This is a genomic window from Roseateles sp. (assembly GCF_047654805.1).
Classification (GTDB): Bacteria; Pseudomonadota; Gammaproteobacteria; order Burkholderiales; family Burkholderiaceae_C; genus Pelomonas.
This window is the reverse complement of record NZ_JASGIV010000001.1, coordinates 1,305,668-1,326,245: the sequence shown is the minus strand read 5'-3', so window position 1 is coordinate 1,326,245 and position 20,578 is coordinate 1,305,668. Positions and strand designations below refer to the sequence as shown.

Below are 20,578 nucleotides of genomic sequence, written 5' to 3'. Positions count from 1 at the left end.
AAACGCCCGGCCAAGGCCGGGCGTGGAAGTATCGCGGCTGCGTTCAGCGCAACTCGTTGAGCATGGCCTGCGCCTTGTCACGCAAGGGTCCGCTGGCACGCTGGATCAGCTCCTGCAGCACCTCCCGGGCACCCTCCGTGTCGCCGATCTGGCGGAACTCGTCGGCCAGCTCGAGCTGGCGCAGCAGCGGGTCACCGTCGTCATCGCCGAGCACGTCCAGTGATTGGGCCAGGTGGTCCGTGCCAGCCTCAGCAGGCTGCAAGGCATCGCCGAGATCGAAGTCCAGGTCAGTCGACGCAGCAGCCGGCGGCGCAGCGATGACCGGCAGGTCGCCCATGCCGCTGAGGTCGAAGTTCAGGTCCGGCGCTGGCGGCGCCGTGCGAGTGCCGCGGGCCGAGATGTCGAAGTCCATCGTCATCGGCGCCTGCTCGACCGATGCCGGCATGGCCTGGGTCGCGGCCATGGCCGTCGGCGACACCGGCTCGGGCGCGTCGAGGTCCAGGTCCAAGGCCAGGTCGAAGCCGCTCACGGGACCCGTGTCGGGGCCGCCGCGCATCACGTCGGTCGCCAGATGCGCCGCGGTCGCGGCAACCGCGGCGCCGGGCGGCAGGGCCGTCTGCGGCAGCGTGCTGGCATTCATCGGCTCGGGGCGCAGCTCAGGGCCGTCCTCGACATGGGCGGGCGCGCCACCGGGCTGGTAGAGCGGGTTGTCCGGGTCGATACCGCGGCCCAGCTCCTGGGCCTTGGCCCAGTCCTCGCCCGTGCCCTTGGTCTCGGCATAGAGCTGCACGGCGAGCTGCTCGAAGCCCTTGGTGTCGCGGCGCTTGGCGTAGACCTCCAGCAGCTTCAGGCGGATGGCCAGGCGCGTCGGATTGGCGCGCAGCGCTTCCTTGAGGATCTCCTCGGCCTGCAGGTCACGCCCATAGGCCAGGTAGACGTCGGCCTCGGCGACCGGGTCCACGTCGCCAATGGCGTCGAGCTGGCTCAGCGAGTAGCTCATGGACGACTGACCACTGTTCTGGCCATCCCGTGTGTCGACTCGCTGGCCACCGGTGCCGCCGAAGAACGAATCCGGCTGCAGGCGGCTCTCGTGGAAGCCTGTCTCAGGCGCGCTGACCGCGCGGCGCGACCGCAGGCGGTAGAGGCCCAACCCGCCCAGCACAGCGACGAGAACGCCGGCCAGCGGCAACACGATAGGACTGTCCAGCAACTGCTCGAGGAAGCCCGGCGGCTCGGCGGCCGGCGGCGGCGCCAGGGGCGCACTGGCACGGACGGCGGGCCGCGACGCGGGGGCACTGGCGGCGGTCGCCGCCGAGGCAGCCTCGACGGCCGCAACCACCGGCGCCGGGGCCGGCAACACCGGGGCCGACGTGGCGGCGCCAGGCGCGGTCGGCTGGGCGGCGCTGGAGAGCTTCTTCAGCTCCTCGACGTTGCGCGTCAGCTCGGCCACACGCGCAGCGGCGTCCTTTTTCTCGGCGTCCTTGGACAGCTTGGTCTCGGCGGCGCTGGCGGCACCACCGCCGGCCTTGCTGAGCGTGAGCTTGTCCGGTGTCGGCGCGGCAGCGGGCTTGCGGTCCTCGACGGCAGCCTGCACCTGACCCTTGGACTGTCGCTCGCTCTCGGCGTTCTGCAGGGTGGGGGCAGCAGAGGCGAGGCGCTGGCGGTAGGCCGAGAAGTCGGCGCTCTGGGCCACGATGATCTGGCGCGCCTCGCCATGGGAGATCGCAGCCAGCGCATCGCTACCCGGCACTTGCAACGTCGAACCGGCCTTGAGCCGATTCATGTTGCCATCGATGAAGGCGTCGGGGTTGTTGCGGAACAGGCCGACCAGCATCTGGTCCAGCGAGATACCGCTGACCTGGGTCCGGGCCGCGACCCTGGACAGCGAGTCGCCCGAGCGCACCGTGTACTGGGAACTGGCGGTGACGGGCGGGCGCACCGGCTCGGCGGCCGGTGCCGGTGCCGGTGGACGGGCGGCGGCCGGCGCTGCGGCATTGCGTGGCAGCGCCGCCGTGACGGCCGGCGCCGGCGCAGGCACGGCCTCGCTGGAGGCGGCCATGGCAGGCGCAGGCGCGGGTGCCGCGGCGATGGCCGGCGGCGCGGTGATGACGGGAGCCGGCTTGGGCAGGCCCGGCGGGTCAAACAGCAGCGTGTACTCGCGCACCAGGCGGCCGCTGGACCAGCTCAACTCGAGGATGACGTCGACGAAGGGCTCCTGCACCGAGCGGTCGCTGCTGACGCGCAGTACGGTGCGGCCGTTGTTGCGCACGACCTGGACGTGGGTCGAGGTCAGCACCGGGTTGTACTCGACGCCGGAAGCACGATAGGAATCAGGAGGCGCGATGCGTGCCTTGAGCGTGGCGGCCTCTTCGGCCGTCAGGCTGGTGACGTCGATCTCGGCGCGCATGGTCTCGCCGAGGCCCGACTGCACGTTGAGCTTGCCCAGGCCCAGGGCCTGCACGCTGCCGCTGGCCATGAGCAGCGCAGCCAGCGCGATGTGATGGCGAGCAAAGCCCATGGGTCGAACTCCCTCGAATGCGTCGCGGATGTGGTCTTTCAAGGCATTCCCCAAAGCAACAAGGCGGGGCTGTTGAGGGCCCCGCCTGTCTCGATCTTCAGCACGCGCTGCATGAACTTGGTCTGCACGGTGTGACATGCGTCGAGTTTCGAATCAAAAACACAACGGTATCAAGCATATACGCTGAAATGCTCACGCGATACCTCATGTGTAGTTTGGTTTCAATATCGACGCCCGGGTGAACCCTAGGTCCAAGCGTAAAAGACCGTAAGCGATTTACCGTTCCAGCAGGATGCGCAGCATGCGGCGCAGCGGTTCGGCGGCGCCCCACAGCAACTGGTCGCCGATCGTGAAAGCGCCCAGGTACTCCGGCCCCATCGCCAGCTTGCGCAGTCGGCCAACGGGGATGCTCATCGTGCCAGTGACGGCCACAGGCGTGAGGTCACGAATCGTCGCCTCCCGTGTATTCGGCACGACCTTCACCCACGCGTTGTCGGCGGCAATCATGGCTTCGATGTCGGCCAGCGGCACGTCCTTCTTCAGCTTGAAGGTCAATGCCTGGCTGTGGCAGCGCATCGCGCCGACGCGCACGCAGAACCCATCGACGGGGATGGCACCAGAGCCGAGGATCTTGTTGGTCTCGGCCATGCCCTTCCACTCTTCCTTGGACATGCCGTTGCCCAGGTCCTTGTCGATCCATGGGATCAGCGAACCGCCCAGCGGTACGCCGAAGTTGGCCGTTTCCTCCGCAGACAGCGAGCGCTGCTTGGCGATGACCTGACGGTCGATCTCGAGGATTGCGCTCTTGGGGTCGTCCAGCAAAGGCTTCACCGATGCGTTCAGCGTGCCGTACTGGGTCAGCAGTTCGCGCATGTGCTGGGCACCGCCGCCGGAAGCCGCCTGATAGGTCTGGGTGGACATCCACTCGACGAGGCCGGCCTTGTACAGCGCGCCTACACCCATCAGCATGCAGCTGACAGTGCAGTTGCCGCCGATCCAGTTCTTGCCGCCGCTGCTCAGCGCCTCGTCAATGACGGGGCGGTTGACTGGATCCAGGATGATGACGGCGTCATCGGCCATGCGCAGCGTCGAGGCGGCATCGATCCAATGGCCGGTCCAGCCTGCGGCGCGCAGCTTGGGATAGACCTCGGTCGTGTAGTCGCCGCCCTGGGCGGTGATGATGATGTCGCAGCGCTTGAGCTGTTCGATGTCGAAGGCGTTCTGCAGCGACTTCTCGTTCTTGGCCTGAGCCGGGGCAGCGCCTCCGGCATTCGAGGTCGAGAAGAACAGCGGTTCGATCAGGTCGAAATCGCGCTCGGCGGTCATGCGCTCCATGAGCACCGAACCCACCATGCCACGCCAGCCTACGAGGCCTACCAAGGTCGTCATCTTCAAATCCTTTCGTCTGTACTGTCACCAAACCCCATCCACTTCGGGCCCCGGCTCGTTCGCCGGGTTTGGAGGGGCGAGACGAGACGGAGCTTTAGCTCTTAATGGTTTTGGTGGTCGTGATGGCTTTGACGACAGCGTCGCCCATCTCGATGGTGGAAACCTTCGAGGTGCCTTCACTCCAGATGTCGGCGGTGCGCAAGCCTCCGGCCAGCACCGACTGCACGGCCGACTCGATACGAGCGGCAGCGTCGGGCAGGTTGAGGGAGAACTTGAGCATCATGGCAGCGGACAGGATTGTAGCCAGCGGGTTCGCAATTCCCTTGCCCGCGATGTCCGGCGCGCTGCCGTGGCTGGGTTCGTAGAGGCCCTTGTTGTTCGCATCCAACGAGGCGGACGGCAGCATGCCGATGGAACCCGTCAGCATCGCGGCTTCGTCGGAAAGGATGTCGCCGAACATGTTGCCGGTCACGACAACGTCGAATTTCTTGGGCGCCTTGACCAACTGCATCGCCGCGTTGTCCACGTACATGTGGTCCAGTTCCACGTCGGGGTACTGGGCATGGACCTCGATGACGACGTCCTTCCAGAACTGCGAGGTCTCCAGCACATTGGCCTTGTCAACGCTGGTCAGGCGCTTGTTGCGCTTGCGCGCGGCCTGGAAGGCGACGTGGGCGATGCGCTCAACCTCGGGGCGCGAGTAGCGCATCGTGTCGAAGGCCTCGTCGGCACCGGGGAAATGGCCGTCCACGGCCGTGCGACGACCGCGCGGCTGGCCGAAGTAGATGTCCCCGGTGAGCTCCCTAATGATCAGGATGTCCAGACCGGCAACCAGCTCGGGCTTCAGCGAGGACGCGTGCGTCAGTTGCTCGTAGCAGATGGCCGGACGGAAATTGGCGAACAGCCCGAGCGCCTTGCGCAGGCCCAGGATGGCCTGCTCGGGTCGCAGCGCACGCTCCAGCTTGTCGTACTTCCAGTCGCCCACCGCGCCAAACAGCACCGCGTCGGCTTCCTGAGCCAGCTTGAGCGTGGCCGGCGGCAGCGGGTGCCCGCTGGTCTCGTAGGCCTTGCCGCCCACGTCCGCCCATTCCAGCTGCAAGGGCAGGTCCAGGGCCTTCAACACCTTGACCGCCTCGGCCATGATCTCCGGGCCAATGCCGTCGCCCGGCAGTACTGCAATCTTCTTCATTTCAAATCACTCGATTGTTGAGCCAGGGCTTGGCGGCGATGCGGGCGGCCTCATAGGCGCGAATCTTGTCGGTGTGCTGCAACGTCAAGCCGATCTCGTCCAGGCCGCCCAACAGGCATTCCTTGCGGAAGGGCTCGATGTCGAAGGGGATCTCGGCACCGTCGGGCTTGACGACCACCTGGCGCGGCAGATCGATGGCCAGCTGGTAGCCGGGGAAGGCCTTCACCTCGTCGAACAGCTGGTTCATCGCCGACTCCGGCATGACGATGGGAAGCAGCCCATTCTTGAAGCAGTTGTTGAAGAAGATGTCAGCGAAGCTGGGCGCCAGAATGGCCCGGAAGCCGTATTGCTGCAGCGCCCACGGCGCGTGCTCGCGGCTGGAGCCGCAGCCGAAGTTCTGGCGCGCAATCAGCACGCTGGCACCGGCATAGCGCGGCTGGTTCAGCACGAAGTCGGGGTTGGGTCGGCGGCTGGCCGGGTCCTGGCCGGGCTCGCCATGGTCCAGATAGCGCCACTCGTCGAACAGGTTGGGGCCGAAGCCCGAGCGCTTGATCGACTTCAGGAACTGCTTGGGGATGATCGCGTCGGTGTCGACGTTCTCGCGGTCCATGGGCGCGACCAGGCCCTTGTGAAGGATGAACTTGTCCATAGGTCTCAATCAGTTGGGGACAGAGCTGCTCGCTTCGCTCGGGCGGTCCGTCCCGCAAAACATTAGGAAAGCGTCCGGACGTCGACGAAATGGCCGGTCATCGCGGCCGCCGCGGCCATCGCAGGGCTGACGAGATGGGTGCGCCCACCGGCGCCCTGGCGGCCTTCGAAGTTGCGGTTGCTGGTGGACGCGCAGCGCTCGCCGGGCTCCAGCCGGTCGGCGTTCATGGCCAGGCACATGGAGCAGCCCGGCTCGCGCCATTCGAAGCCCGCGGCCTTGAAGACCTGGTCCAACCCCTCCGCCTCGGCCTGCGCCTTGACGAGGCCTGAGCCCGGCACCACCAGCGCCAGCTTGATGTTCCTGGCGACACGGCCGCCCACGCGGCGCACGATGGCCGCGGCCTCGCGCATGTCCTCGATGCGGCTGTTCGTGCACGAGCCGATGAAGACCTTGTCGACGTGGATGTCGCTGATGGCCTTGTTGGGCTCCAGTGCCATGTAGGTCAGCGCGCGCTCGATGGCGCCGCGCTTGACGTCGTCACGCTCCTTGTCAGGGTCGGGCACGCGATCGTCGATGGACAGCACCATCTCGGGCGACGTACCCCAGGTGACCTGGGGACGGATCTGCGCGGCGTCGATCTCGACGACTTTGTCGAAATGCGCACCGGCGTCGGAGTGCAGCGTACGCCAGTAGGTGACGGCCTGCTCCCACTCCACACCCTGCGGGGAGAAGGGGCGGCCACGCACGTACTGGATGGTCGTGTCGTCCACGCCGATCAGGCCGGCGCGGGCGCCAGCCTCGATGGCCATGTTGCACACTGTCATGCGGCCTTCCATGCTCAGCGCACGGATGGCGGACCCGGCGAATTCGATGGTGTAGCCCGTGCCGCCTGCTGTGCCGATCCTGCCAATGATGGCGAGGACGATGTCCTTGGCGCCACAGCCAGCGGGCAGCTTGCCCTCGACCTTGACGAGCAGGTTCTTGGCCTTCTTGGCCGACAGTGTCTGCGTGGCAAGCACATGCTCGACCTCGCTGGTGCCGATGCCATGCGCCAGCGCGCCGAAGGCGCCGTGGGTGGACGTGTGACTGTCGCCACAGACCACCGTCATGCCGGGCAGCGTGGCGCCCTGCTCGGGGCCGATGACATGAACGATGCCCTGGCGGCGGTCACTCATCTTGAACTGCGTGATGCCGAAGCGGTCGCAGTTCGCGTCCAGCGTGTCCACTTGCAGCCTGGAGACCGGATCGGCGATGCCGGCGCTACGGTCCGTCGTCGGCACGTTGTGGTCGCTGACCGCCAGGTTGGCACTCAGGCGCCAGACCTTGCGGCCTGCCAGGTCCAGGCCTTCGAAGGCCTGCGGGCTGGTCACCTCATGAACGAGGTGGCGATCGATGTAGAGCAGCGCCGTGCCGTCGGGCTCGGTATGCACGACATGCTCATCCCAGAGCTTGTCGTAGAGGGTTCTGGATGTCATTGCTTATCTCGTGGAATCAGCGTGTCGACGAAGCGCTGCACCACCGTCGGCAGCCGCTGCTGGCGCAACACGCCAAGTACATACTCGCGCTCGGCCCAAGGTTCTTCCAGGCGCAGGCAACGCACGCCGAAGACGCGTGTGAAACGCTCGGCCGGTTGCTCGGGCAGCACGGCCACGCCAAGGCCCGCCTCGACGAGCTGGGCGATGGCATCGAAACCACGCACCTGCCAGCGCGCGTTCAGCGTCTTGCCGCGTGCCGCGGCCTGCTCGCGCATCAGCTCCTGCGCGCTGGCGCCGGCATGCAGGCCAATGAGGTCATAGGCCAGCAGATCGTCGAACCTCACCTCTTCACGCTGGGCCAGCGGGTGCTTCAGCGGCACCAACGCAGCCAGCCGGCCATGGGCGAAGACCCAGGTCTGCAGCCGGTTGTCCAGCAGCGGCGGCGAGAAGACGCCCACGTCGGCCCGCCCCTCGGCAACCGCGGCCTGGGCCTCGGCGCTGGTGAGGTCTTCCAAGCTGATGCGGATCTGCGCGTGGGCCTGCGAGAAGCCCACCAGATGCGGCGGCAACGCCTCGGTGATGGCACTGCTGTTGGCCGCGATACGCAGATGGCCCTTGATGCCGCGCGAAAACTCCATGACCTCGGTCTCGAGGGCATAGAGCGACGCATGCAGCGAGCGGATGTGACGCACCAGCGCCCGCCCCGCCTCGGTCGGTTCGACACCACGCGCGCGCCGCTCGAAGAGCTGCACGCCGAGGCGGCTTTCCAGGTCCGAGAGGCGCTTGCTGGCAGCGGCCAACGCCAGGTGCTCCTGGGCAGCGCCGCGCGTGATCGAGCGGGTCTGCTCGATGGCCAGCACGAGGTTGAGGGTGGTGAGGTCGTGTCGCATGATGAGTCGGACTCCAGCATAGCCTTCGCGAATCAGGCCATTCTGCGCCAGAAAGCGACTTTTGTTTCGTCGCTCACGAATTCATTGTGGAATCCGAGCGGCCTTCCTCAACAGCCCGCGCAAGGCATTGCGACTATGGGCTCCGAAGTGACCCAGCAGCTCCGCGACGGCCCGGTGCAGGCCCTCGCGCTGCCCCTGCAGGTCATGCGCAAGCTCAGGGCCGAAGCGATCCTCGTTGGCGGCGAAGTCGAAATGGGGGTCGGTGACGAATTTCGCCGGCGCGCCGACGACGACGGCGGCATCCGTGGCCGGGCCGGCATGGAAGGCCTCGGCGGCGACGGTGTCGCGTACGTAGCCCGCACTCCAGGCCGGGTAGCCCCCGTCGCGGGCCGCGTCGCGCAAGGCCAGCTCCAGCGGCCCGTCGCGGCGCTGGCGGGCTGCATCGATGATCCAGCGGGTCTGGAATTCCTCAAGGACGAAGTGGCGGTTACCCTGCAGCACCACCAGGCCCTGCCGGTCCGCCGGCATGCCGAGCTGCGCCTTGAGGTTGACCCACATCATGCGGCCCAGCGTCGCGCCCGGCGCAGCGCTGGCGTGATACGGCTGGGTCAGGTCCTCGACATGATGCAAGGCCATGCCGGCAAAGCGCCAGCCCCAATAGGCGTGGCCAGTCTGCCAGGCCAGGACCGCCAGACCGCCGTACTGCTGCACCCGAAGTTCGGTGAACGTGCGCGCGAAGCTCGGCGCCAGCGTGTTGAAGATGAAGCCCTGATGGAAAAAGCCCATGTGGAAGGGTGCCTGCGAGCCGATGGCCACGGCCGGGTTGCCGAAGGGCTGCTTGCCGAACCCATAGGACGGATTCTCCGGATGACCCGGGTTGTCGTCGAAGAGGTTGAGGTCGAGGCCATAGTCGGGCTCGTCACAGGCCGAAGCCACCACGGCCAGAGCCGCAACCGCCTCGCCAGGCTGCAAGGCGGCGAAGCGCTGCGTAGCGCCGGCCCCCGGCTTCACTGCGGTGACGAGGCTCGCATCAATGGCGGGCCGCGTCGGCGTGACATCGCGCGCGTCGGGTTGCAGATAGAGGGCCAGTCGGGACTGCGGGGACAGCCGCAACGCGCGCAAGAAGGCGACGCGGCGGTCAGCGTCGCTGCGCTTGGCATCGGGAACAAAGCGCAGCGCATCGGGTCGCGCGGCGTGGCCTTTCAGGTGCTCGCGCGCCCAGGCCTCCTGGGCGTCCAGCTCGCGGGCTATTGCGCCCTCCTGGTCGCGCAAAAAGTCAGCCAGGGGCTCGGCCTTCACCGGCGCCGCGTTCGCGACTTCGGGCATGCGCTCGAAAGCGCGATAGCACAGCGGCGTGTGGTTACCCCAGGCCTGCGCAAGGGCAGGCAGCAGCACGGCGGACAGGGCGAAGGCAAGGCGCATGGGGCGGCTCGAGAATCGAAGGCGCCGATTCTGGCCCGCGCAAAGCCTTGCGACCGGATCTACGAGACGGCTTGTGGCCGCCCCGCCTCCCGGTGTGCCAGGGGCCGGTCAGCCCAGCGAGGCACGCGCAAGTTTTGCTGCGTGCAGGTTACGCATGGGTACGGTTTCCCGGAAGCGGCGATTCGGGAAGCAGTGCTTCGCGAACGATCAAGCCGTCAGCGCGGCAACGACCTCAGGCGGCGCCTGCACCAGCTCGATCAGCACGCCCTCACCGCCGAACGGGAACTGCTCGTTGCCCTTGGGATGAACGAAGCAGATGTCATGGCCCGCGGCGCCCCGGCGGATACCGCCCGGAGCGAAGCGCAAGCCCTGCGCCTCCAGCCATTGCACGGCCACCGGCAGGTCGTCCACCCACAGGCCGATGTGATTCAGCGGCGTCGTGTGGACGGCCGGCTTCTTCTCGGGGTCCATCGGCTGCATCAGGTCGACCTCTACGGCATGGGCGCCCTGCCCCAGCGTGCAGATGTCCTCGTCGACGTTCTCGCGTTCGCTCCTGAAGTTGCCGGTTACGGGCACGCCCAGCAGATCCACCCACAGGTGGCGCAGCTTGCCCTTGTCCAGAGCGCCGATGGCGATCTGCTGCAGGCCAAGAATGCGAAAGGGTCGGGTATTGCTCATGATCGTCGTCACAGTTTGAGCCGCCCCCACAGCCAGCCGGTCTTGTAGCCAGCCAGGGTGGCGATGGATTGTTGATGGATATAGGGCAGCCGGCCACCCCAGCCGAAGAAACGGTCTCGCAGCCAGGGGGCGACGACGGCATGGGACTGGAACATGGGCGTCAGGCCCTTGCTGGCCTGGCCATAGAAGCGCAGGTGGGTGCGGCGGCGACGCGTGTAGCGCTGGAAGACCTGGGGCCAGTCACCAACGGCCTCGGCAGCGAGTTCGTGTGCATCGATGAGCGCCATGTTGGCCCCCTGCCCCAGCTGCGGGCTCATGCCATGGGCGCAGTCGCCGATCGCCAGCACGCGGCCGTCATGCCAGCGCGCCATCCAGACATCGGCGTAGCGCGCCTCACGCAACTGGGCCGGGTCTGTCAGCCCTGCGATCAAAGGTGCAACGTCGGGGAAGAGTCCCGCCATCTGCTGCTTGAGCCGGTCCAGGCCCATGCGCGTCGACCAGTCCTCCAGCTCGGCCACCGGAAGGCTCCAGAACAGGTTGATGCCGCGCTGAACGTCCGCGGAGCTTGCCCTGCCGACCGGCATCAGGCCCAGCATCTGCGAGGCCGAGCGAAAGCGCTGGCGCAGTTCGATCTGCGGAAAGCCCGCCGGCGCGGGCAGCACCGTCCAGACAGCTCCCCAGGGGAAGAGGCGCGCATGCTGGCGCACCTTCAGCCCCTGACGCAGCTTCGAGAAGCTCCCGCTGGCGAGAATGAGGGCCGCGTGACGGGACGTGCCGCCGTCGGCCCGACTGAGCGTTACACCCTGGTTGTCTTGCTCGAATCCCTCCACCGCCGCACCGCAATGCCAGCGCACGCCAAGCTCGCGCAGGCGGCCCCACAGCAGTCCCATCAGCGCGCCACGCTGCAGCCCCAGTCCGTAGGCCTCGGGATGGAAGCGGCGGTAGCTCATGTCCAGCACGGTCCGACCTGCAGGCGTGTCGCCGAACAGCCGGTCCACGCGCGTGCCTAGCGCGAGCGCCTGGTCCAGCAGGCCCATGGCAGCCAGCACGTGCTGACCGGTGGGCTGCAGCAGCAGGCCGGCGCCGACAGGCCGAGGCTCCGGCACGGCCTCGTAGAGGTCGACCTGCACGCCGCGCTCGGCCAGCCGGATGGCTGCCGCCGCGCCGGCGACACCCGCGCCGACGATGGCAACGGATTCAGGCAAAGCGCAGTATGGGCTGGTCCACCGACAGGCTTTCGCCTGGCTTGGCCAGGATCTCCGCCACGGTCACGTCCTGCTGGGCGGTGAGGATGTTCTCCATCTTCATGGCCTCGATGACCGCCAGTCGCTCGCCAGCCTGCACGGTCTGGCCCACCTGAGCGGCCAGATGCACCAGAAGGCCCGGCATTGGCGACAGCAGCAGCTTGGAGGTGTCGGGCGGCGCCTTGTAGGGCATCAGCGCCTGCAGCTCGGCCGCGCGCGGGCTCAGTACCGTCAGCTCGATGGAGCGGCCACCGTGCTGGATACGGTAGGCCAGCGGGTTCCTGGCCGTGCCGCGCTCGGCCTGGGCCGTGAACACCAGACCGTTGACAGTGCCGGTAATGCGGACGTCGTTCAGCCGCGAGCTGGAGACGATGCGGTAGTCCTTGTCGCCCACCTGCACGCGAGCCTCACCCAGGGCGCCAGCGAACTCGCTGATACGCAAGGCATGCTGCTCGCTACGCCCACCACCCAGGTTCACGACGGCGACGTAGTCGTGCTCGATCTGCACTTCGTGGCCACGCAACTGGCCGCTGATGCCGGCCTCGCGCTCGCGCGCCTTGCGGCGGATGAAGCCCGCCAGCGCGACCAGGAACAGCGGATCCTCGTGCGGCACGTCCTCGGCCTTGAAGCCGCCGGCGTAGTGCTGGGCAATGAAGCCAGTGTTGAAGTTGCCGGTCGCGAAGTCCGCATGTCCCAGCAGCGCCGCCTGGAAGGGGATGTTGCTGGACACGCCGCGAATGACGAAGCCGTTGAGTGCCTCGCGCATCTTGGCGATCGCCTCAGCGCGGTCCTTCCCGTGCACGATGAGCTTTGCGATCATCGAGTCATAGAACATCGGGATCTCGCCGCCCTCGTAGACGCCGGTGTCCACGCGCACACCGAAGCGGCCAGGTTCGGCCTGCACCATGCTGGTCTCCGGCGGCTGGTAGCGCACCAGGCGGCCAGTGGACGGCAGGAAGTTGCGGAAGGGATCTTCCGCGTTGATGCGGCATTCGATGGCCCAGCCGTCGCGCTTGATGTCAGCCTGCGTGAAGGGCAGCGGCTCGCCCGCGGCGACGCGGATCATCTGCTCCACCAGGTCCAGCCCGGTGATGCATTCGGTGACCGGGTGCTCCACCTGCAGCCGGGTGTTCATCTCCAGGAAATAGAAGTCCTGGTCCTTGCCGACGACGAACTCCACCGTGCCGGCGCTCTGGTACTTGACGGCCTTGGCCAGGGCCACGGCCTGCTCGCCCATCGCGCGGCGCGTGGCTTCGCTGATGAAGGGCGACGGAGCCTCCTCGATGACCTTCTGGTGGCGACGCTGGATGGAGCACTCGCGCTCCCACAGATAGACGACGTTGCCTTGCGAGTCGCCCAGCACCTGGATCTCGATGTGGCGCGGCTGCTCGACGAACTTCTCCATGAAGACGCGGTCGTCGCCGAAGCTGTTGCGCGCCTCGTTGCGGCAGGACGTGAAGCCTTCAAAGCACTCCTTGTCGTTGAAGGCCACGCGCAGGCCCTTGCCGCCGCCGCCCGCGCTTGCCTTGATCATCACCGGGTAGCCGATGCGCTTGGCGATCTCCACCGCCTCTTCCGGCGCCAGGATGGGCTCGTTGTGGCCGGGGATGGTGGAGACCTTGGCCTCGTTCGCCAGTTTCTTGGACGCGATCTTGTCGCCCATGGCTGCAATGCTGTGGTGCTTGGGACCGATGAATACGATGCCCTCCTCTTCACAGCGGCGCGCGAAGTCTTCGTTCTCCGACAGGAAGCCGTAGCCCGGGTGCAGGGCCTGGGCTCCGGTCTGCTTGCAGGCGGCAATGATCTTGTCGGCCACGAGGTAGCTCTCGCGGGACGGCGCCGGGCCGAGCAGCACGGCCTCATCCGCCAGCTCGACATGGCTGGCGTCCTTGTCGGCCTCGGAATAGACGGCGACGGTCTTGATGCCCATCTTCCTGGCGGTCGCAATGACCCGGCAGGCGATCTCACCCCGATTCGCAATGAGGATTTTGGTGAACATGCAGTGCCTCGTTATTTCGTTTTCGCGAGCAGCTTCTTGCGCTGCTCCGTGAAGTTCCACCACGGCTGGGCAGGCCCGCCGTTCATGAAGTCGTGCGCGGCCATGAAGGTGTCCAGCACGCAGGGATCGTGGCGCAGTCCCATGGGATCGCGCAGGCGGTCATAGGTCTCGAAGGGGTCCATGCGCTTCACGTCCGCCGGCGTCGTCAGCCCCAAGCCGATGAGATCCGCCTCCATCGCCTTGCCGATGTTGGGGATGTCGGTGAGCCGCTTCACTTCGGCGGCGCAACTGGCCTTGCTCACAGCGGGATGTTCCCGTGCTTGCGCCACGGGTTCTCCAGCTTCTTGTCCTTCAGCATCGCCAGCGAGCGGCAGATGCGCTTGCGCGTCTCGTGCGGCTGGATGACATCGTCGATAAAGCCACGGGCACCAGCCACGAAGGGGTTGGCGAAGCGGGCCTTGTACTCGGCCTCGCGCTCTGCCAGCTTGGCCGGGTCCTTCTTGTCCTCGCGGAAGATGATCTCCACCGCGCCCTTGGCGCCCATGACCGCGATCTCGGCGTTGGGCCAGGCGAAATTGACGTCCCCACGCAGGTGCTTGGAGGCCATCACGTCGTAGGCACCGCCGTAGGCCTTGCGCGTGATGACGGTGATCTTGGGCACCGTGCACTCGGCGTAGGCGTAGAGCAGCTTGGCGCCGTGCTTGATGATGCCGCCGTACTCCTGCGAGGTCCCAGGCATGAAGCCAGGCACGTCGACGAAGGTGATGACGGGGATGTGGAAGGCATCGCAGAAACGCACGAAGCGCGCGGCCTTGATGCTGCTCTTGATGTCCAGGCAGCCGGCCAGCACCAACGGCTGGTTGGCGACGATGCCCACCGTCTGGCCCTCCATGCGCGCGAAGCCGGTGACGATGTTCTTGGCGTAGTCGGGCTGCAGCTCGAAGAAGTCGCCGTCGTCCACGACCTTCAGGATCAGCTCCTTGATGTCATACGGCTTGTTGGGGTTGTCGGGCACCAGCGTGTCCAGCGACAGGTCCAACCGCGACGCCGGGTCACCACTGGGACGCACGGGCGCCTTCTCACGGTTGGACAACGGCAGGTAGTTGAAGAAGCGGCGCAGCATCAGCAGCGCCTCGACGTCATTCTCGAAGGCCAGGTCGGCCACGCCGCTGCGGGTGTTGTGCGTGGTGGCGCCGCCCAGCTCTTCGGCTGTGACCTCTTCGTGCGTCACGGTCTTCACGACCTCGGGGCCGGTGACGAACATGTACGAGCTGTCCTTGACCATGAAGATGAAGTCGGTCATGGCTGGCGAGTACACGGCGCCACCGGCGCAAGGACCCATGATCATGCTGATCTGCGGTATGACACCCGACGCCATCACATTCTTCTGGAACACGTCCGCGTAGCCGCCCAAGGAAGCCACGCCCTCCTGGATGCGCGCGCCGCCCGAGTCATTCAGGCCGATGACGGGAGCACCGACCTTCATGGCCTGGTCCATCACCTTGCAGATCTTCTCGGCATGGGCTTCGCTCAAAGCGCCTCCGAAGACGGTGAAGTCCTGGCTGAAAGCAAACGCCAGACGGCCGTTGATCATGCCGTAGCCGGTCACGACGCCATCACCGGGGATCTTGTTGTCGGACATGCCGAAGTCCACGCAGCGGTGCTCGACGAACATGTCCCATTCCTCGAAGCTGCCCTCATCGAACAGCAACTCCAGCCGCTCGCGCGCGGTCAGCTTGCCCTTGGCGTGCTGCGCGGCGATGCGCTTGTCGCCGCCGCCCAGCCGCGCGCGGGCGCGCTTGGCTTCGAGTGCTTGCAGGATGTCATGCATGGTGTTGACGCTTTCGTCAGAACGGGAAATTGATCTCCACACCGTTGCCGGCGGGATCGGAGAAGAAGAACTGATGCTGGCCGGTCACGGCAGAACGGCTCTCGTGGAAGCGCACGCCAAGCCGGCCCAGGTGCACAGCCATCGCGGCGGCATCGGTAGCGGCGAAGGCGGCATGGTCGTAGGTGCTCGGTGCATCCGGATCGACGGGGCCGCGCGGCACCTCGCCCGGCCGCTGCTCGGACAGGTGCACGATGGGGTGGCCGCCGGCATAGAGCCAGTAGCCCGGACTGCCGAAGTCCGGCCGTGGACCGACCTCCAGACCCAGCACGTCGCGGTAGAAGTCGCGCAGCGCCGCCAGCAGCGGCGCCGGCGCACGCAGGTTGATGTGGTGCAGGCCGGAGATCAAGCTGGGCTCCCGGGCTGGAAGACGGCAAGCAGCTGGCGTGCGGCCGCGGAGGCGGGCGTGCGGCCCTCGCGCACGGCGGCTGTCGCGGCATCGAGCTGAGCACGGACACCCGAATGGGCGACGAAGGCCTGCTTCAGTCCGGACTGAATGCGATCCCACATCCACGCCAGCGACTGCTCGCGCCGTCGGGCGTCCCATGCACCACTGGCCTCGCGCTCATCGCGCAGCGCCGTCAGCGCGGCCCACACTGGCGCGATGCCGTCGGACTTCAGCGCGCTGACCTTCATCACGCGCTGCGAAGCATGGGCATGGGCCGGCATCAGCCGCAGCGCGGACGTGATCTGCGCCTGCGCGCGCGTTGCGGCCGCATCGTCCAGGTCCGCCTTGTTGATGACAACCAGATCGGCCAGCTCCATGACGCCCTTCTTGATGGCCTGCAGGTCATCACCCGCATTAGGCAACTGGAGCAGCAGGTAGAGGTCGGTCATGCCTGCCACGGCCGTCTCGCTCTGGCCCACGCCCACGGTCTCGACGATGACGACGTCATAGCCGGCCGCCTCGCACAGCAGCAGGGCCTCGCGCGTCTTCTCGGCCACGCCTCCCAGCGTGCCGCCGCTGGGGCTTGGGCGGATGAAGGCGCGCGGGTCCATGGACAGCCTCTCCATGCGCGTCTTGTCGCCCAGGATGGCGCCGCCGGAGACGCTGCTGGATGGATCGATGGTCAGCACGGCCACGCGGTGGCCATGCTCCAGCAAGAAGACACCGAAAGCCTCGATGAAGGTGCTCTTGCCCACCCCCGGCACGCCGGAAATGCCCAGTCGCAGCGCCCGGCCGGTGGCGGGCATCAATTCGGTCAGCAACGCGTCGGCCTGTTCACGATGGTCGGCCCGGGTGGACTCGACCAGGGTGATGGCCTTGGCCAGCGCGCGGCGCTGGCCAGCCTTGAGCGGCTCGGCCAGGCTCATGCCGCCGCCTCCCAGCGGTATTCGATGTCGAAGTCGCCCTCTTCCACCATACGAAAGCCATGGCGACGGTAGAAGTCGTTGGCGCGGCTTTCTCGCAGCGCAGCCAGTGTGATCGGCTGGCCTTGCGCCTTGAGCCGCTCCAGCACCCAGGCGCCTATGCCCCGACCTTGCGCCGACGGCTTCAGGTAGAGGTGATGCAGCCGCAGTTCGCGCTCGCGCGGCTCGACCGTGAAGTAGCCCACGCGTTCTCCGCCCACGACGAGATGCTGCATCCATTCGGGCCGGAACTGGCTTTTCAGCCGGGTGCGCGCCACCTCGGGGCTGAAGCGACCCAGCCGCTCCAGGCTTTCACGCAACGCCTCGATGCGCAGCGCCAGCATGGCCTCGAAGTCCGCCTCGGCGACGGGCGCCAGCGTCGGCATCATCAGGCAGGCACTCCCGCCAACTGAGCCTTGATCGCCTCCAGCACTCCCTTGGCGCTCGCCGGGATGGGCGTGCCCGGGCCGTAGATGCCCTTCACACCAGCGTCATACAGAAAGCCATAGTCCTGCTGCGGGATGACGCCGCCGACGAAGACGATGATGTCGTCCGCACCCTGGCGACGAAGTTCGGCAATGATGGCCGGTACCAGCGTCTTGTGGCCTGCGGCGAGGGTGGACACGCCCACCGCATGCACGTCGTTCTCGATGGCCTGGCGTGCGCATTCCTCGGGGGTCTGGAACAACGGACCGATGTCCACGTCGAAACCCAGGTCGGCGAAGGCGGTAGCGACGACCTTGGCACCGCGGTCGTGGCCGTCCTGACCCAGCTTGGCGATCATCACGCGCGGACGGCGCCCCTGTTCGTCGCCGAAGGCGGCGATCTCGCCCTGCAGCTTGGCCCAGCCCTCGGCGGAGTCGTAGGCGGCCGCGTAGACGCCGCTGACCTTGTGCGTATCGGCACGGTGCCGGCCGAAGGCGGACTCCAGCGCGTCCGACACCTCGCCCACCGTCGCACGCAGCCGCATGGCCTGGATGCTGAGGTCCAGCAGATTGCCCTCGCCGTTCTCGGCCGCGCGCGTCAGCGCGCCCAGAGCCGCCTGCACGGCGTCCGCGTCGCGCGTGGCCTTGATCCTCTTCAATCGCTCGATCTGCGCCTCCCGCACCTTCACGTTGTCCACGTCGAGGATCTCGATCGCGTCTTCCTTGGCCAGCTTGTACTTGTTGACGCCCACGATGACGTCCTGGCCCGAATCGATGCGCGCCTGCTTCTCGGCGGCGCTAGCCTCGATCTTGAGCTTGGCCCAGCCGGAGTCCACCGCCTTGATCATGCCGCCCTGGGCGTTCACCTCCTCGATGATGGCCCACGCCTTGCCGGCCATGTCCTGGGTGAGCTTCTCCATCATGTAGCTGCCTGCCCAGGGATCCACCACGTTGGTGATGTGGGTCTCTTCCTGGATGATGAGCTGGGTGTTGCGCGCGATGCGGCTGCTGAACTCGGTGGGCAGTGCAATGGCCTCGTCCAGCGAGTTGGTATGCAGGGACTGCGTGCCGCCGAACACGGCGGCCATGGCCTCGATGGTGGTCCGCACGACGTTGTTGTACGGATCCTGCTCGGTCAGGCTCCACCCCGAGGTCTGGCAGTGGGTGCGCAGCATCAGGCTCTTGGGCGATGTGGCGCCGAAGCCCTTCATGATGCGGCACCACAGCAGGCGCGCAGCGCGCATCTTGGCGATCTCGAGATAGAAGTTCATTCCGATGGCCCAGAAGAACGACAGCCGCGGCGCGAAGTCATCAACGCTCAGGCCCTTGGCCATGGCCGTCTTCACGTACTCCTGGCCGTCGGCCAGCGTGAAGGCCAGCTCAAGTGCCTGCGTCGCACCCGCCTCCTGCATGTGATAGCCGGAGATGGAGATGGAGTTGAACTTGGGCATCTCCCGTGCCGTGTACTCGATGATGTCGCCGACGATGCGCATCGACGGCTGCGGCGGGTAGATGTAGGTGTTGCGAACCATGAACTCCTTGAGGATGTCGTTCTGGATGGTCCCGGCCAGCTGTTGCTGGCCCACGCCCTGCTCCTCCGCCGCGACGACGTAGCCCGCGAGCACCGGCAGAACGGCGCCATTCATGGTCATGGAGACGGACACCTTGTCCAGCGGGATGCCGTCGAACAGGATCTTCATGTCCTCCACCGAATCGATGGCCACGCCGGCCTTGCCCACGTCGCCGGTCACGCGCGGGTGGTCGCTGTCGTAGCCGCGGTGGGTGGCCAGGTCGAAGGCCACCGACACGCCCTGCCCGCCGGCCGCCAGCGCCTTGCGGTAGAAGGCGTTGCTCTCCTCGGCGGTGGAGAAACCGGCGTACTGACGGATGGTCCAGGGCCGCGCCGCGTACATCGTGGCCTGCGGGCCGCGCAGAAAAGGCTCGAATCCGGGCAGCGTGTCAGCATGCGGCAGGCCCGCCGTGTCTGCCGCGGTATAGAGCGGCTTTACCGTCAGCCCCTCGGGCGTGACCCAGTTCAGCGCCGTCACGTCGCCACCCGGGGCGGACTTGGCGGCGGCCTTGTTCCACTGCTCCAGCGTGGCGGTCTTGAACTCCGGGGCCTCCCCGGCGCGGCTGGCATCCGACATCGAAACTCTCCTGTAACTGGCCCAGCATCATAGCGGTCCGTCATTCATAATTATGAATTCAGAAGCACTACACTGAGCTGACATTTACCTCGCCATGCCAGACCAAACCGCCGCCCCCCTCACTTCCACTGCCCTGTACGAGCAGGTGGCCGACCGGCTGCGCCAGCGCATCCTGGCGCGCGAGTTGGAGCCGGGCGCGTGGATCGATGAGCTCAAGCTCAGCGGCGAACTGGGCATCAGCCGCACACCGCTGCGCGAGGCTCTCAAGGTGCTGGCCGCAGAAGGCCTGGTGACAATGAAGCTGCGCCGGGGCGCCTATGTAACCGAGATGAGCGAGCGGGACGTGCGGGAAGCCTATCAACTGCTCGCACTGCTGGAAAGCGACGCCGCCGCGCGGGTGGCCACCGGCGCCAGCGACGCCGAACTGGCCGAACTGGACGGCCTGCACCAGCAGTTGGAAGCCGCCCTACCCGACCGCGACGAGTTCTTTGCTGCCAACGAGCGCTTTCACCTGCGTATCCTGGAGCTGGAAGGCAACCGCTGGCGCCAGCAGATGGTGCACGACCTGCGCCGCCTGATGAAGCTGAACCGCCACCACTCGCTGTTCCGCGAGGGACGGCTGGCCGAATCCCTGGCCGAGCACCGCGACATGCTCGCGGCGCTGCGCGCACGCGATGCCGAGGCCTGCAGGCGCCTCGTCATCGCGCATTTCGACAACGGCCTGGCTGCGACGGCCACGTCCTGACCGGAGCTGACTCCAGGTCGCGGCGGATCAGCCGCCCAGGTAGTCGCCCTTGCCCAGCGGCACGCCCGCGTGACGCAGCAGCGCGTAAGCCGTCGTGGCGTGGAAATAGAAATTGGGCGTGGCGTAGTGGCGCAGATAGCTCAGGCCGTCGAACTTCAGCGGGTCGCCCGAGCGGCGCGGGATGGTGATCTCGCGGTCCTCGCTACCCGCGAAGGCCTCGGCGGGCACCGACAGCACGTAGTCGCGTGTCTTCCTGATACGTTCGGCGAGCTCGTCCAGCGTCGCCTCGTTGTCCTCGTACTTGGGGATCTCCCGGCCGGCCAGTCGGGCTACGCAGCCCTTGGCGGCATCGCTGGCGATCTGGATCTGCTTTGTGAAAGGCAGCATGTCGGGTGCCAGACGCAACGCAAGGTAAGCATCTGGCGCGAACTTTCTGGCCTCGGCATGGGCCTTGGCGGCCTCCAGCCAGTGAAGCATGTTGCCCAGCATCCGGGCGAAGGCCGGTACGCTGGCTGCGTGCATGGAAATCGTGGTCATCGGGTGCTCTCCATTGAGGGAAACCGATGGTAG

18 protein-coding genes are annotated in these 20,578 nt (G+C 66.9%); 1 reads left to right on the top strand and 17 read right to left on the bottom strand.

Annotated elements, in window-relative coordinates; all coding sequences use genetic code 11:
• Nucleotides 1-43: 43 nt before the first annotated feature.
• From QM732_RS05970 to scpA, 16 genes are all read right to left on the bottom strand, one after another.
• The gene (locus QM732_RS05970) at nucleotides 44-2,518 is read right to left on the bottom strand and encodes a FimV/HubP family polar landmark protein (protein ID WP_415655270.1); all 2,475 of its coding nucleotides are present in this window, start codon (nucleotides 2,516-2,518) and stop codon (nucleotides 44-46) included.
• A 276-nt stretch (nucleotides 2,519-2,794) separates the two neighbouring features.
• Nucleotides 2,795-3,907 (bottom strand): aspartate-semialdehyde dehydrogenase, encoded by a 1,113-nt coding sequence (gene asd / locus QM732_RS05965; protein ID WP_415655269.1) that lies wholly within the window; start codon nucleotides 3,905-3,907, stop codon nucleotides 2,795-2,797.
• 94 nt (nucleotides 3,908-4,001) lie between these two features.
• Nucleotides 4,002-5,096 carry a 3-isopropylmalate dehydrogenase gene (leuB, locus tag QM732_RS05960; protein WP_415655268.1) on the bottom strand — a complete coding sequence of 365 codons (1,095 nt, stop codon included), beginning with the start codon at nucleotides 5,094-5,096 and terminating at the stop codon, nucleotides 4,002-4,004.
• 1 nt (nucleotide 5,097) lies between these two features.
• Nucleotides 5,098-5,745: a 3-isopropylmalate dehydratase small subunit gene (gene leuD, locus QM732_RS05955; RefSeq protein WP_415655267.1), complete on the bottom strand. Its 648-nt coding sequence runs from the start codon at nucleotides 5,743-5,745 to the stop codon at nucleotides 5,098-5,100.
• 62 nt (nucleotides 5,746-5,807) lie between these two features.
• Nucleotides 5,808-7,220 (bottom strand): 3-isopropylmalate dehydratase large subunit, encoded by a 1,413-nt coding sequence (gene leuC, locus QM732_RS05950; RefSeq protein WP_415655266.1) that lies wholly within the window; start codon nucleotides 7,218-7,220, stop codon nucleotides 5,808-5,810.
• Nucleotides 7,217-8,110 carry a LysR family transcriptional regulator gene (locus QM732_RS05945; RefSeq protein ID WP_331174092.1) on the bottom strand — a complete coding sequence of 298 codons (894 nt, stop codon included), beginning with the start codon at nucleotides 8,108-8,110 and terminating at the stop codon, nucleotides 7,217-7,219. The genes leuC and QM732_RS05945 overlap by 4 nt, the downstream gene beginning before the upstream one ends.
• 81 nt (nucleotides 8,111-8,191) lie before the next feature.
• Nucleotides 8,192-9,532, bottom strand: coding sequence for a hypothetical protein (locus tag QM732_RS05940; RefSeq protein ID WP_415655265.1), 1,341 nt, complete (start codon nucleotides 9,530-9,532; stop codon nucleotides 8,192-8,194).
• A 207-nt stretch (nucleotides 9,533-9,739) separates the two neighbouring features.
• The gene (locus QM732_RS05935) at nucleotides 9,740-10,210 is read right to left on the bottom strand and encodes a VOC family protein (protein ID WP_415655264.1); all 471 of its coding nucleotides are present in this window, start codon (nucleotides 10,208-10,210) and stop codon (nucleotides 9,740-9,742) included.
• 8 nt (nucleotides 10,211-10,218) lie between these two features.
• Nucleotides 10,219-11,415 carry an FAD-dependent oxidoreductase gene (locus QM732_RS05930; RefSeq protein WP_415655263.1) on the bottom strand — a complete coding sequence of 399 codons (1,197 nt, stop codon included), beginning with the start codon at nucleotides 11,413-11,415 and terminating at the stop codon, nucleotides 10,219-10,221.
• Complete coding sequence (gene accC, locus QM732_RS05925; RefSeq protein ID WP_415655262.1) at nucleotides 11,408-13,453, bottom strand: acetyl-CoA carboxylase biotin carboxylase subunit; 2,046 nt, start codon at nucleotides 13,451-13,453, stop codon at nucleotides 11,408-11,410. Before accC ends, QM732_RS05930 begins: the two co-directional genes overlap by 8 nt.
• An 11-nt stretch (nucleotides 13,454-13,464) precedes the next feature.
• Entirely contained in the window at nucleotides 13,465-13,755 is a 291-nt protein-coding gene (locus tag QM732_RS05920) for a helix-hairpin-helix domain-containing protein (RefSeq protein WP_415655261.1), read from the bottom strand.
• The gene (locus QM732_RS05915; protein ID WP_415655260.1) at nucleotides 13,752-15,284 is read right to left on the bottom strand and encodes an acyl-CoA carboxylase subunit beta; all 1,533 of its coding nucleotides are present in this window, start codon (nucleotides 15,282-15,284) and stop codon (nucleotides 13,752-13,754) included. Before QM732_RS05915 ends, QM732_RS05920 begins: the two co-directional genes overlap by 4 nt.
• A 16-nt stretch (nucleotides 15,285-15,300) precedes the next feature.
• The gene (locus QM732_RS05910) at nucleotides 15,301-15,690 is read right to left on the bottom strand and encodes a VOC family protein (RefSeq protein ID WP_415655259.1); all 390 of its coding nucleotides are present in this window, start codon (nucleotides 15,688-15,690) and stop codon (nucleotides 15,301-15,303) included.
• Complete coding sequence (gene meaB, locus QM732_RS05905; RefSeq protein ID WP_415655258.1) at nucleotides 15,687-16,655, bottom strand: methylmalonyl Co-A mutase-associated GTPase MeaB; 969 nt, start codon at nucleotides 16,653-16,655, stop codon at nucleotides 15,687-15,689. Before meaB ends, QM732_RS05910 begins: the two co-directional genes overlap by 4 nt.
• Nucleotides 16,652-17,080, bottom strand: coding sequence for a GNAT family N-acetyltransferase (locus tag QM732_RS05900; RefSeq protein WP_415655257.1), 429 nt, complete (start codon nucleotides 17,078-17,080; stop codon nucleotides 16,652-16,654). Before QM732_RS05900 ends, meaB begins: the two co-directional genes overlap by 4 nt.
• Entirely contained in the window at nucleotides 17,080-19,263 is a 2,184-nt protein-coding gene (gene scpA, locus QM732_RS05895; RefSeq protein ID WP_415655256.1) for a methylmalonyl-CoA mutase, read from the bottom strand. The genes QM732_RS05900 and scpA overlap by 1 nt, the downstream gene beginning before the upstream one ends.
• Before the next feature lie 94 nt (nucleotides 19,264-19,357).
• On the opposite strand from scpA, the gene QM732_RS05890 reads away from it, so the two are divergent.
• Entirely contained in the window at nucleotides 19,358-20,008 is a 651-nt protein-coding gene (locus QM732_RS05890; RefSeq protein ID WP_415655255.1) for a GntR family transcriptional regulator, read from the top strand.
• Nucleotides 20,009-20,035: 27 nt separating this feature from the next.
• Here QM732_RS05890 and QM732_RS05885 read toward each other — a convergent pair whose 3' ends face one another.
• Nucleotides 20,036-20,545, bottom strand: coding sequence for a DUF1993 domain-containing protein (locus QM732_RS05885; RefSeq protein ID WP_415655254.1), 510 nt, complete (start codon nucleotides 20,543-20,545; stop codon nucleotides 20,036-20,038).
• Between the last annotated feature and the right edge of the window lie 33 nt (nucleotides 20,546-20,578).